The organism is Thainema salinarum CENA647, assembly GCF_057732415.1.
Map to the genome: position 1 here is coordinate 1,235,341 of NZ_JBYJZJ010000022.1, position 13,118 is coordinate 1,248,458.

11 protein-coding genes are annotated in these 13,118 nt (G+C 51.5%); 7 read left to right on the forward strand and 4 right to left on the reverse strand.

Going from position 1 to position 13,118, the window contains the following annotated elements:
* Window positions 1-117 precede the first annotated feature (117 nt).
* From AC286M_RS12235 to AC286M_RS12245, 3 genes are all read left to right on the forward strand, one after another.
* A complete protein-coding gene (locus tag AC286M_RS12235) occupies window positions 118-1,560 on the forward strand; it encodes a cytochrome ubiquinol oxidase subunit I (protein WP_488204665.1) in 1,443 nt (480 codons plus the stop codon).
* A gap of 19 nt (window positions 1,561-1,579) precedes the next feature.
* Window positions 1,580-2,596: a cytochrome d ubiquinol oxidase subunit II gene (gene cydB / locus AC286M_RS12240; RefSeq protein WP_488204666.1), complete on the forward strand. Its 1,017-nt coding sequence runs from the start codon at window positions 1,580-1,582 to the stop codon at window positions 2,594-2,596.
* A 152-nt stretch (window positions 2,597-2,748) separates the two neighbouring features.
* A complete protein-coding gene (locus tag AC286M_RS12245) occupies window positions 2,749-3,984 on the forward strand; it encodes an HhoA/HhoB/HtrA family serine endopeptidase (protein ID WP_488204667.1) in 1,236 nt (411 codons plus the stop codon).
* A 173-nt stretch (window positions 3,985-4,157) separates the two neighbouring features.
* Here the strand turns inward: AC286M_RS12245 and AC286M_RS12250 are convergent, their stop codons facing one another.
* Complete coding sequence (locus AC286M_RS12250; protein ID WP_488204668.1) at window positions 4,158-4,760, reverse strand: metal-dependent hydrolase; 603 nt, start codon at window positions 4,758-4,760, stop codon at window positions 4,158-4,160.
* A 452-nt stretch (window positions 4,761-5,212) separates the two neighbouring features.
* On the opposite strand from AC286M_RS12250, the gene AC286M_RS12255 reads away from it, so the two are divergent.
* From AC286M_RS12255 to AC286M_RS12270, 4 genes are all read left to right on the forward strand, one after another.
* Window positions 5,213-5,998, forward strand: coding sequence for an aspartate/glutamate racemase family protein (locus AC286M_RS12255; RefSeq protein WP_488204669.1), 786 nt, complete (start codon window positions 5,213-5,215; stop codon window positions 5,996-5,998).
* A 10-nt stretch (window positions 5,999-6,008) separates the two neighbouring features.
* Window positions 6,009-7,340 carry a transporter substrate-binding domain-containing protein gene (locus tag AC286M_RS12260; RefSeq protein WP_488204670.1) on the forward strand — a complete coding sequence of 444 codons (1,332 nt, stop codon included), beginning with the start codon at window positions 6,009-6,011 and terminating at the stop codon, window positions 7,338-7,340.
* A 167-nt stretch (window positions 7,341-7,507) separates the two neighbouring features.
* Complete coding sequence (locus AC286M_RS12265) at window positions 7,508-8,797, forward strand: dicarboxylate/amino acid:cation symporter (protein ID WP_488204671.1); 1,290 nt, start codon at window positions 7,508-7,510, stop codon at window positions 8,795-8,797.
* Between the two features lie 57 nt (window positions 8,798-8,854).
* Window positions 8,855-10,315 (forward strand): cache domain-containing protein, encoded by a 1,461-nt coding sequence (locus AC286M_RS12270; protein WP_488204672.1) that lies wholly within the window; start codon window positions 8,855-8,857, stop codon window positions 10,313-10,315.
* A 97-nt stretch (window positions 10,316-10,412) separates the two neighbouring features.
* On the opposite strand, the gene AC286M_RS12275 is transcribed toward AC286M_RS12270, so the two are convergent.
* The 3 genes from AC286M_RS12275 to AC286M_RS12285 all read right to left on the reverse strand — a co-directional run bounded on the left by AC286M_RS12275 (window position 10,413) and on the right by AC286M_RS12285 (window position 13,081).
* The gene (locus AC286M_RS12275) at window positions 10,413-11,102 is read right to left on the reverse strand and encodes a pentapeptide repeat-containing protein (RefSeq protein WP_488204673.1); all 690 of its coding nucleotides are present in this window, start codon (window positions 11,100-11,102) and stop codon (window positions 10,413-10,415) included.
* A gap of 102 nt (window positions 11,103-11,204) precedes the next feature.
* Complete coding sequence (locus AC286M_RS12280; RefSeq protein ID WP_488204674.1) at window positions 11,205-12,101, reverse strand: phytanoyl-CoA dioxygenase family protein; 897 nt, start codon at window positions 12,099-12,101, stop codon at window positions 11,205-11,207.
* A 68-nt stretch (window positions 12,102-12,169) separates the two neighbouring features.
* Window positions 12,170-13,081 carry an EamA family transporter gene (locus tag AC286M_RS12285; protein WP_488204675.1) on the reverse strand — a complete coding sequence of 304 codons (912 nt, stop codon included), beginning with the start codon at window positions 13,079-13,081 and terminating at the stop codon, window positions 12,170-12,172.
* Between the last annotated feature and the right edge of the window lie 37 nt (window positions 13,082-13,118).

Consider the following 13,118-nt stretch of genomic DNA (forward strand, 5'->3'; position numbering starts at 1 on the left):
GAACCTGACTACAGGTGAGGGCCCACCGCACAAATGTAGCCTTCGTCTTTTAGTGAAGAAATCACCCGTAACGACCGTCACGCTTTGTTCGTCTTGATCTAAGTAAGGCACCTACTCATGGATTTTTTGTCAGATAGCATTGTGCTGTCGCGGATGCAGTTTGCGATGACAGCCATTTTCCACATGCTCTGGCCTGTGTTGACCACTGGTTTAGGCATTTATCTAGTTGTCATTGAGGCTATATGGCTGAAAACGCGCAATCCTGATTATTACTATCACGCCCGCTTTTGGTCAAAGCTCTATATTTTGAATTTTGGCATCGGCGTGGCCACAGGCATTCCGATGGAGTTTCAGTTCGGCACCAACTGGGCCCCCTTTTCAGAAGCCGTGGGCAACTTCTTTGGTAGCATCATCGGCTTTGAGGCGTCCTTTGCCTTCATGCTGGAGGCCGCGTTCCTGGGCATCATGGTGTTTGGCTGGGAGCGCGTCAATCCCGTTATTCACTTCTTGGCGACGATTCTGGTGGCCTTTGGTGCCAATCTGTCTACGTTCTGGATTTTGACTGCCAACTCTTGGATGCAGACACCAGCCGGAGGCGAATTTGTTGACGGCAAATTCATCGTTAGCGATTATTTTCAGGCAATTTTGAATCCGTTCATGGCCGTGAGCATTTCCCACATGTTCCTGGCCACGCTGGAAACCTCGCTGTTTGTGATTGGCGGCATCAGCGCCTGGTACATCATCAATCGGCGCAATCCAGCGTTCTTCCAGAAAGCCTTCAAGATTGTGCTGGTGGTTGCGATTGTTGTGGCTCCTTTGCAGATATACGTGGGACACCTGAGTGGCGAGCAGGTCTATCGCGAGCAGCCGACCAAGATGGCCGCTATGGAAGCGCTCTGGGAAACTGTGCCTGCCGGAGGCCCTGCCGACTGGAGTTTGGTTGCATTACCGAATACCCAAACCGAGCGCAACGACTGGGAAATCAAAATTCCCAATGCTCTGGGCTATATCCTGGAACTGAAATCCGATTTGTCAGAACCCGTGCAGGGGTTGAAAGAGTATCCACCCGAAGATCGACCCAGCATGGTGGGACTGGTCTACTACTCGTTTCGGATCATGATTGCCATTGGCTTCTTCTTGGCCGGACTGATGGGATTAACCTTACTTCAGTGGCTGCGAGGCAAATTATCAGCAGATGCGATCGCAGATCAGCGCTGGCTGATGCGAGCTTGGATTTTCTCAGCACCGCTGGGATATATCGCCGTGGAATCTGGCTGGATCGTTCGCTGTGTGGGACGGCAACCCTGGGTTGTTTACGGTGAAATTCGCACCGTAGACGCGGTCTCAAACTTACCACCTGCTGATATCTTGGGTTCGCTGACGGGCTTCGCTGCCGCCTACACTATTTTGTTTATTGCCGCCCTCTACTTCGGTAGCCGCATTATCCGCCGAGGGCCAAGGCTCGATCTACCCATTCCCGGTATCGAAACTAAACCCGCCGTCAATACCGAACCCGCCGAATTTGTTCCCGATGAACGCCCCGTCGAAGCCAAGCAATAGCAATTATCTATTCCTATCCATGAACACATTGACCTACTTCCTGCCCCAGGTTTGGTTTGGCATTCTGGCGTTATTCCTCTTCCTCTATGTCATGCTGGATGGCTTTGATCTGGGTGTAGGTATCCTCTCACTCACGTCATCCTCCGAAGAACGCCGGGGCTTGCTCATGACCAGCCTCAGCAACATTTGGGACGCAAACGAAACTTGGCTAGTCTTGATGGGAGGTGCTCTGTTTGGCGCGTTTCCCTTGGCGTATGGCACCATTCTCAACGCGCTATATATCCCCGTTTTGCTGATGATCTTTGGATTTATCTTTCGGGGAGTCGCCTTTGAGTTTCGAGAACAGTCAAACCGTAAGCTGTTTTGGAACTATTCATTTGGGATTGGCAGCTTGCTGGCCGCGACTGGACAAGGTTTTGCGCTAGGGGGAGTATTAGCGGGGATTCCGGTTGATGAAAGCGGCCATTTTATCGGCAACACACTGGAGTGTTTCAACCTGCCGTCTGTGCTGGTGACGCTGACGCTGATTCAAGGCTATGTGCTGATTGGTTCCACCTACCTCGTGTGGAAAACGGAAGGCGAACTGCAAGAGACCCACTACAAAACGGCTCGCATTGCAGCAATCACGACCTTAGCAGGCGCGATTCTAATTACGATCGCAACTCCAATTTTTTATGAATATGCCCGCACTCGCCTGTTCCAAGCGCCGCAGGTTTATATCTTTGCAGCCATTCCTATCTTGGGCGTATTGCTGATCACGCTGCTGCTCAGAAGTCTGAACAAAAAGCAGGAACGCTGGCCATTTGTCTGGACGATCTTGCTGTTTGTGCTGACGTTTCTGGGCCTGGCACTGGTAGTGTTTCCCTATATCATTCCGACGCAAATCACCATTTACGAAGCCGCTGCCGATCCCAGTGCGCTGGTGTTTATGCTGATTTTTATTGGTGGTCTGATTCCGATCATGCTGTTCTACAACGTTTATCAATACATCGTCTTTCGCGGCAAAGTCACCACGGATGTCTATGGTGGCGAATAAGCGAATAGGCCAATAAAGGTCAGCTTGTGCCGCTGCATCGCAGCGGCACAAGCTGAATCCAAGTTTTTAGGTGAGCTGCAACTATAGGAAAATGTAGGGAGCAAAACTAAAATCGTCGCGTCTGTGAACCTATTGCGTCAAAGATAAAGACCATGAAACAGCAGTGGACACCAAACTGGATGAAGCGGTATTCAAAGCCTCTTTCCCTAGTGCTTTTAGCGCTAGCAGGAACAGCAGCACAATCATTTACTAACTTGCCCCAATCGTCCTACTCTCAATCGCGATCGCACCTTCCCATCGCTACAGATCAAATCCTAGTCAGCCAGGTGCCAGCCGGAGGGCGCACGGGCCTCATTCAAGCAACAACGGGCAGCAGCTTTATTGCCGATGCCGTCGAACAAGTTGGCCCCGCCGTTGTCCGGATCAACGCCTCGCGCACCGTTGAAACGCAGGTGCCCTCTGTCTTTCGCGATCCCTTTTTCCGCCGCTTCTTTGGCGAGATTCCCGACATTCCCTCAACGCGGGTCGAACGGGGTACAGGCTCAGGTTTCATCATTGATCGTGATGGCTTAATTCTGACCAATGCTCACGTGGTTGAAGGTGCAACCGATGTGACCGTGACGTTGAAAGATGGGCGCGAGCTACAGGGACGTGTGTTAGGCCGCGATCCGCTCACCGATGTGGCTGTGGTTCGGGTGGAAGAAGGCAATCTGCCCGTTGTTAACCTGGGCGATTCGAATCAGCTTCGGCCTGGAGAATGGGCGATCGCAATTGGCAATCCACTGGGATTGGACAACACCGTAACCGCAGGCATCATCAGCGCCACGGGTCGCAGCAGTTCCCAAGTGCGCATTCCCGACAAGCGAATTGACTTTATCCAAACCGATGCGGCAATCAATCCGGGAAATTCCGGTGGCCCGTTGCTGAATGAGCGGGGCGAAGTAATCGGCATGAACACCGCAATTATTGGTGGTGCCCAGGGCCTCGGTTTTGCCATCCCAATTAACGAAGCGCGTGAGATTGCTGATCAGCTCATCGCCACGGGTTCAGTCCAGCACCCTTATATCGGCATCCGGATGCAGACGCTAACGCCGGAACTGCGCGACGCCATCAACCGTGATCCTCGCTTTAACCTCCGAGTGCAAGATGATGCGGGCGTAATTGTGATTGCTATCGTTGAAGGCTCTCCCGCTGCCAAAGCAGGACTGCGCCCCGGTGACGTAATTCGACAAATTAACGAGCGTGACATTGCTCGCGCTGAAGACGTACAGTCACTGGTGGAACAGTCTTCCATTGGCGACACGCTCCAGCTTGAACTGCGACGCAATGGTCAAAATGTGACGGCATCGATCCGCCCAGAGGCGCTGCCGGAGCAGTTGCTGAACTAGCGCTCCTTCAGGATTATTTCTCTTCTCCTCTGGATAGACCGAGTAGGGGAGCGAGGGGACAAGGGAGAGCGCGCGGGTGTCATTAGTGGCTGAATTTGAAAACGTTTGAACGTTGAAACGTTTTGAACGTTCAAACGTTTTCAAATTCCCTAATGTCTTAACCAATGTGGTTGCTATATCGTGGTGTTGGTCTGTTTATGTGAACTGCGATCGCACCTGATCCGCCGCCAGCCCCATAATCCTGCCAGTGAGATCGCGCTGTAGGCTAGCTCAACTCGAATAAATTCTAGATGTCCCCAGTAGAGCAGTCCTTCTGAATGATGCACGGATGGAAAAAGGGGTTGAGCGGCTTGAAAATATTGATCTGAAAACGGCTGCAAGAGCTGCATACCGGGGCCACCTGCCGTGAAATAGTCCAGCAGCAAATGGCTACCATATACAACTAGCGTCAGGCCACAGCTCATCATCGCAATTCTCATCAAACGATGACGATTGAGCCGATAACCTATCTGGAAACCAACAAAAAACAGTAAACCTGCGATTGCACTGACGACCAGCATCGCCATCAAACTATGGCTAATGCCGCGATGCTTCCCCAGGCCAATCATCTGCCCTAGGAAATCTAGATCTGGTAAATTGCCGACCAACACACCGTACAGTCCTAGCAATCGGGCCGAAGCTGAGCGAGTGAAGGGCGATACTGCTTGAACGATACGCGGCGGCAGTAAACTTGCGCAAATATAACCTGCAACAGAATGTGCGATCGGAGAGGGCATAGTGGCTCAAAATCTAAACAAGTTAATCGTGTTTAAACCAAATCCAGGTTGAAAAGTAGAGTTTTCCCTCAGGGAAAACTCTACTTTTCAACCCTGTTGGGGTTTAGAGTCCTGTTTTTGTAATAACTGAATAATGTTGATACTGCTACTCTTCTGTTGCTCCACTCCAGATACAGGGGAACACTGAAACCATCTTATTTGGAGCAAATTCTTGCGTCCAAAATGCCTGTTTTGGGGTTTAATTGCAACCTTGCAAAATTAAGTCTTCATATTTATCTGTGCATTGCTGCTAAAGCATAAACTTTGGGACAAGAAGCCGGAACGCTGTGCAGATAGCTGTATTACTGCACAGTGCCAGGGAAGTCTAGTAATTAGGATAACCAATCAGGTTAGTGTCTACGTCACGTTAAACCACCGCACTCCGCTCACTCTCACCATGTCACCTTCGGCTCATGAATCTTTTAGACGATACAGCGGTTCGACAAGTTGCCATTCCAGGAATTTTGGGTGGGCTTGGCCCCCTTGCCCATATTGAATTTGAGCGACGTCTGCTGTCGGAAAGCACCAGACGAGGGGCGCGCTGCGATCAAGACCATCCCACTTGGCTACTCGTTAATGCCACGGCTATCCCCGATCGCAGTCGCAGCATCGCCGGAGAAGTTGAAGATTGTACGCCTTGGCTTGTGAGATATGGCCAGCTGCTGGAATCAGCGGGTGTGAGTTTTCTAATTGTGCCCTGTAATACGGCCCACGCCTTCTACGACCGAGTCCAGCCGCAGCTCAACATTCCCTGGATTCACCTCATGACCTGTACCTCGAAACACATTGTGGAGACTTATCCGACTGCGCAGCGGATTGGTGTCCTGGCTACCGACGGCACCTTGAAAACAGGCTTATACAGCAGAAGTTTAGCCCGTGCAGGTCTAATTCCCATCATGCCTGCACTCGATTCGGACATTCAGCAGAAAATCATGCAGGTTATTTATGACCCAAATTGGGGAATTAAAGCATCAGGAACTTGGATTTCTGATCAAGTCCTAACTCTTCTGGAGGACATCTCAGGCTGGTATGCCAGGCAAGGAGCCGATTTGCTGATTGCTGGCTGCACTGAGCTATCCGTTGGTTTCGCTCGTGCTCAAAACTTGGCCGTACCGTGGGTTGATCCACTGGATGCGGCTTCCAAAATCACGCTGGATTTGGCATTTGGTCTGCGTCACATCCATTCGTTTGCCGCTTAGGAGAAACTCAATGTTCAAAAAGACAAGGCAATCCGCCCACAAAACCTTGCTGAGGTTAGGACTACTGACGGTGGTTGGGCTATTCATCGTTGGGTTCTCCCAACTGATCCCGCTGAAGGCTGTGGCGACGACCAGCCCATCTGCGCCAGCGGTGGAAATGACAGTGGCGCAAGCTCCAACTAATAACGTGACCGATAGCGTGACCGATAGCGCGATGGGCAGCACGGATGATACCAATGCGCCTCAACAAACGCTACGGGTCGGCAGCCGGGGTGAAGCGGTTAAACAACTGCAAACTAAGCTCCAGCAGCTAGGCTATTTTGCTGGCACTGTTGATGGTGTCTACGGCAACGCAACTCGTCAGGCTGTTCTAGAATTTCAGACGGCAACTGGTCTGTCAGGTGACGGCATAGCTGGAGCTGAAACTGTTGCTCAGTTACAGACGGCCTCTCCTAAACCAACCCGTGAGCCGGAGGCAAGCGATACGGAAGTTGAAATTGCGATCGCAACCTCAACAAACTCAACTTCAAACCCAGCACCTGCCGCAGTTCCAACTCGTGCAGAAGATACAGCCTTGATGCCACCGGATCTCCAGCGGATTCTCGACCGGGGCAAACTAATTGTGGCGGTTTTAAATGAAGACAATCCACCCTTCTTCATGGCTGGCGAGAGCGACGCACTGGATGGTTCTGATATTCAACTGGCCCGCGATATCGCTCAACAGCTTGGCGTAGACGTGGAATTTCAGCGCGGCGCACAAACCTTCAATGAAGTCGCCGATACGGTTTATCAACGCGACGCCGACATGGCAATCTCGAAACTCAGTCGCACCATGCAGCGGGCGCAGCGAGTTCGATTTTCACGCCCCTATCTCAACATGCGCCACGGTCTGCTGGTCAATCGGCTGCAAATGGCTCAGCAAGCGAAAGGCCGCAGCATGACCGAGGTGATTCGCAATTTGGAAGGTCGTGTCGGCGTGATTGAAGGCTCGTCCTATGTTGGCTTTACCAAACAGAAGTTCCCCAAAGCCGAAGTCGTCGAATACCCATCCTGGCCCGCTGTCGTAGAAGCCGTGACCCAAGGTGATATTTTGCTGGCCTACCGCGATGAGCTAGAGGTGAAGAAAATCGTTCGCAGTCAGCCCGACGCCGCCCTGAACTTTCAAACTGTGGCTTTAACTGACACCAACGATTTTATTGCGATCGCAGTTCCTTGGGAAAGTACTCACCTTCTTGCCTTTGTTGATCAGTACCTCGAAACCTCTAGCACCACCTATACCGCAGATTCCCTGCTAGAGCAGTATTCAGTCTATTTTCAACCCAAGCCCGCTGAAGAATCGTGAGACGGAGTGCAAGTGAGTGCTCAGTAAATTGCTGAATGCTGAGGTCTGAGTTAAAGAGAATTTCGCCTCACGCCTCACTTTCTTTATAACCCGCTACAGCCCTCCTACCCATCCACCCATCTACCCATTCACCCTCCTACTCTCCCACCCTTTCACCCCAAAACATCATGACTATCGCTAGCCGCTTTAAGCGTCCGCCCAGCTTCTCGATTCACTGGCTCCGCAGCCCTTGGGCTATTCTCATCAGCGTCATTTTGGGAGTCTACATTGGCACATCCCATCACGGCATCGCTGATCTGATTACACCGATTGGGGAACTGTATCTTGGCATATTGAAAATGTGCGTCATGCCCATCCTGCTGGCCGCTATCACCACCAGTATTGGGCGGCTCATGGGCACCAGCAATGCCGGACAGTACATCCGCCGCATTTTGATTGTGTTTCCGGTTAGCCTGCTGCTGATCAGTACCTTGTCCCTGGTAATTGCCATGATTACTGGGCCGGGTCGCAACTTGTCCGTCTCCACGCTGGAAACGCTGGGAGTGCTGGTCAATAACTCCGGCATCGATATGGAGATCTCCCTGACTGGCCCGATTCAAGAGGCAGAAGAAACCTTGGGGCTGACTACCTTCTTTTTGAATATGGTGCCAGAGAATATCTTTACCGCTTTGAGTGAGGGCCAAACGCTAAAGGTACTGGTTTTCTCAATTGTTTTTGGCGTTACGCTGGGCTTGATTCAGGAGCCGATTACGCAATCCGTTTTTGACGCCTTGGAAAGCATTTATAAAGCGTTCAACCGAATCATTCACTGGATGACCTATCTGCTGCCCTTTGGTTTGTGTAGCTTGCTGGCGCATCAGCTCTCTCAACTAGGCTTGGATGTGATGTTCTCCATGTTGAACTTTATCCTAGTTGCGATCGCAACCTTTGTCGCCATCTATATCCTCTGCACACTTATCATCTGGTACCGCGCCAAGGTTTCTCTACTCAAGGTGCTATCAGTGGTGAAAGAACCGACAATTCTAGCTTTAGCCACCTCCAGCAGCTTGGCCTGCTTGCCCTCCGCCATTTCAACGCTGCATGAAGAACTGAAATTCGAGGCGCAGGCCACCAGTTTAGTTACCCCGCTATCGATTACGATTGGTCGCTTTGGTTCAGTGATTTACTTTGTGCTGGCTTCCGTCTTCGTTGCTCAACTTTATGATGCAGAACTCGGTTTACCAGGATTATTTGTGATTATCATTGGTTCTATCTTCGCAGGAATGGCCACCTCCGGTGTGACTGGCATTCTCACCCTCACCATGATGGGACTGGTGCTCGAACCGCTGAAGCTGCCGCTCGAAGCGGTACTCGTTCTATTTATTGCGGTTGACCCCATCATGGATCCCTTCCGCACATTGGGTATCGTGCATACTGGCATGGCTACAACTGCAATGGTTGCCGATTTAGAACCTTAACTACCTAGATTATCCCCTTAGATTAATTCCCCCTATCCTCTTTCTCACCGTTTTCCTATGCCACGTTCTTCTTCTCGCCAGCGTTCAAATACGCGATCTCGCTTTGGCCTCAAAACCACCCTTGTGGGCGCTATCTTGCTCATCGTCAGCGCCACGGCCACGGTCGTTTATATTCCTTGGTGGTTGATGTCCCAAAGAAATATCAAAACTATCGTCAACCAGGTCAACAAAGAAATCATTCAGGGTACCTCCCAAGAAGTGGAGCGTCTATTTGCTTCCAACGAATCTGCCCATCAGCTTATTCTCAGCAGCATCAACCGCAACTTGCTGACGCTAGATCGGGCTGAAGAGCGAGAAAACTATTTAATTAGCGTCCTAGAGGCCAATCCAAACTTTACTTGGGTGCAGTTTGGCTATAGCAATGGCGATTTTATTGGGGCCCAGCGTACGACGGATGGACTAATCAAGTATCACAATCGAGACTGGAATCCAGAAACTCAAAAAACGGTTGCTACAATCCGCACGTACCAGAATGATGAAGGCAACCTGGAACTGCTGGATCAGGAAATCGCCGAAAGGAATCCGCCCTACTATGCACCGGATCGTCCTTGGTATCAGAATGCCGTCGAGAAACAGGGTGAAACAGCCTGGACTATCTACATCTACAGTTCGAGTAGCACTCCGGGCATGGATTCGAGTGTCGTGCTTGAACGAGATGGTGAGGTACTTGGCGTCATTGGTGTTGGGATGGAACTGACCCAGCTATCTGAGTATTTATCGCGACTCCAAGGCGATCGAGCGGGTGAAATTTTCATCATCAATGCCCAGGAAGAGCTGATTGCAGCAAGTAACCCAGCTGCTGTTTTGCCCGAAGCTGGGATGGAAACCAATATGCAGCAATTCAACAATACTGATGATTTAATGCTGCAGTTGGCTTACCAGGGGTTTCAGACCGAGAATATTACAAACCAGCTGGTTAATGAGCTAGAGAAAGGTGAGTCACAGAAATTTGTCTACGCTGACCCCGACTCCGGTGAAAAGTATTTAATTTCATTTGCTCCCATTGGGCGAAACAACTGGGTTTTGGGGACTATTATTCCTTCTGATAGCTACTTGGCCACTATTCGTCGCAATCAGCAGATTCTACTGGTAGCGATTCTCATTTTTATTGTTGGTGCGGCTGGCGTTGCCATTTTGATCTCCGATCGCTTGATTGCTCGCCCGATTCTCAAAATTGCTAATATGGCCGCAGATATTGAAAACAGCCAGTTTGAAGTCAGCCAGCTTTCAGAAGTCGCCGAACGTGGAGATGAACTTGGCCAACTTGCGCGTGTTTTCCAATCAATGGCCCAGCAAATTTACGATCGGGAATATAAACTACGGCAGCAAATTGAGGAATTGGGCTTAAAAGCCGATCAAGCCGAATTTCAACAGCTGAACTTAGATCAAGTCGATAATTACCAGCAGCTTTTGCTCAAATCGCGCCGCCTGCGCGGCAGCCTTCATCAAAAGCGCTAAGGATGATGACTTAATTAGCCTACCAATCATTCCATCCGTAGGGCACGACATTGCCGTGTCCCTACCCCAAATGTTTCACGTTACCAAATCCGCTTTCCTAAGCTGACGACGCCTGCTCGATCGATTCGGTCGATTCTGCTTCAGCATGGGGCTGATAACCATCGGGAAAGATTGCGCCTTCGAGTTGAGCATCGGCAAAGTCTACTCCGCTGAGGCTAGAGTTACTGAAATCAGCTCCATGCAGCGTCGCGTGACTAAACTTGGCTCCATCTAAGTTCGCGCCGTTGAAGTTAGCCTGAATCAAATCTGCCCCGCTAAAGTCTGCGCCACTCAAATCGGCGCTACTAAAATCAGCCCGGATCAAACTACTGCCCGTAAAAATCGTGCCGATCAAATCCGCACCCGTAAAGTCAGTTTCAATCAGGCTGGCATGGCTCAAGTCTGCCCGAATCAGTGCCGCGTAGCTGAGATTGGCATGGCTAAAGTCAGCTCGACGTGAATCCGTTTCAATTAAATTGGCGTGGGGCAGCTCGGCTTCGCTGAGATCTGTCTTCCTCAGTTCTGCACCGCTCATGTCAGCTTCTGACAAATCTGCTTGACTCAAATCAGCCGCAATCAAGTCATTGCGGTGCAGGTTCGCATCTGACAAATCGGCACCGCTGTAGTGCCCTCCCCGCAAGAGACTCGCACCACTCAAATCGGGCCGAATATCTTGGTGCTCTGCTCGCCACTGATTCCACTCTTCAACGTCCTGCTGGATCAAAGCAAGATGATCTGGATTTGCCAAAATGCCTCCTTCGGCAATAGCCTACGCCATTCATACTCAATGACTAAACGTCAGCATATCTGGCCTAAAGTGCGATCGCATCCATCCCAATCTAGATTCTCATCACTTTTTCAATCCCCAAACAGTCTCCCTCTGCCGCTCGGACAGTGTCACCTGCAAATACGGCAGTCCCTGGTGAAACGATGTGGCACTGCACAGCTCCGGCCAGCGCGGTTGGTGAGAGGTATAAGCGAAAAAGACGGCAACGCGCTCCGTTTGCGGCACTCGTCCGTGGTGAAACACTTTAGCGGTGTCAGTGAAAATAACGGTTCCGGCTTTGCCCGTGCAGGCTTGCCACAGCTCCGGCGGCACTACCTGGGCCATGTCATGATTAGAGATTTGGTAGTTCACGGCCTTGAACTGCCTGTAGGAGAGCGATTGCGGCTTGGGGATGTACTCGAAGGGGCCATCATTCTCGCCTACATCTGTTAGATAAATAATGATTTTGATCACGTGGCGATCTTCGCCATCGCGGTGCCAGAAACGAGTGCCAATCTGCTGCCCATCCACCACGTCCCGCCGCAGATTCACACCCTGGCAAGCAACCGGAGCCTGCATGTAGACTTCCAAAATATTCAAAATGCGATCGCACAATCCCCAGGTAAATAGGGCTGGATAATCCCGAGCAATCTGAACTGGGCTAGCGGGGACGGCATGGCTGAAGGCGTTCTGTCGATCATGGGGTCGAGGTGCGATCGCAGGTTGCGTTTGTAGCTCGGCCATCAGCGCTTGAGCGGCTTGCATAAACTGTTCGGTATCTGGGATTGCCAGTTCAGCTAGCGAGGAAACCGCTACACCGTCTTGTTTGATAGCTGACACAATTCGCTGATCAACCGGATGGAGTAGCGCCCGCTGTGTCTCAATCTGAGGTGCATAGCGCTGCTGTTCCAGCCAAAACTTGACCTCCGACTGAGCCACCTGCCACTTGCGCCGAATCTTTTGCGGGAGCGTCTGAAGCATTTGCGAAATTCCTCAGCGTTGACTGAACTAATCTATAGATAGCGCACTCAAGATAGCGCACTCAAAGCTTAAGAATCGGCTGGATTGCGCGATAAGGTTGCGCCGATGGCGGCTAGGGTGACCAATGCGATCGCAACTACGGATCTCATGGTCAAGACCTCGTGTAGGAATAGAAGACCGACTAAAGCTGCGATCGCAGGTTCGATACTCATCAAGACACCGAATACGCGGGGCGGCATCCGCTTGAGGGCGTTGAACTCCAGCGAGTAGGGGATGACAGTGCCCAAGACGGCCACGCCTAGCCCAATCAGCAAGGCTGGGGGACTGAGCAAGGCGGTACCCGCTTGCCCAATGCCAAACGGCATCAGCAGCAAGGCGGCAATCGTCATCGCTAGCGTTAGGCCGACTTTGCCAGAAAAGGCTTGTCCCACGGCTCGCGACAGCAGGATATAGCCCGCCCAGCAGGCTCCCGCGATCAGCGCTAGGGCAACCCCAACTGGATCAAGCGTCATGGAGTGTAGGGGATTGAACAGCAGTACCCCGGTAGTGGCTAAGCCAGCCCAGAGGAAATCGAGCCGCTGCCGTGAACCGAGAATTGCCACGCTCAATGGCCCCAGGAATTCCAGCGTGGAGGCGACACCCAGGGGAATCCGGTCAATGGCGCTGTAGATGGCCAGGGACATGCTCGCCATTGTCAGTCCCATGAGGCCAACCAGTAAATAGCTGCGGCGCGAGTAGTCCCAGCGATAGAACCGACAGGTGGCCAGCAGAAATAAAGCTGCGATCGCTTTATATAAAAATGAGGCTCCCACCACGCCCAGCGTCTCGAACATGGACTTGGCAAAGACGGACGCGAGCTGAATGGCAAAGCTGGACAGCAGCACCAAACCGCTGGGCGGCATGGCTCCCGCTAGGCGCTGAAGAGTTTGAGCCGGACGGGTAACGGCGACCGACCAATCGGAACGAATGGGGTAAATCACGATAGATGTGCGGATAGGTTATTGCTTGGATTGATCA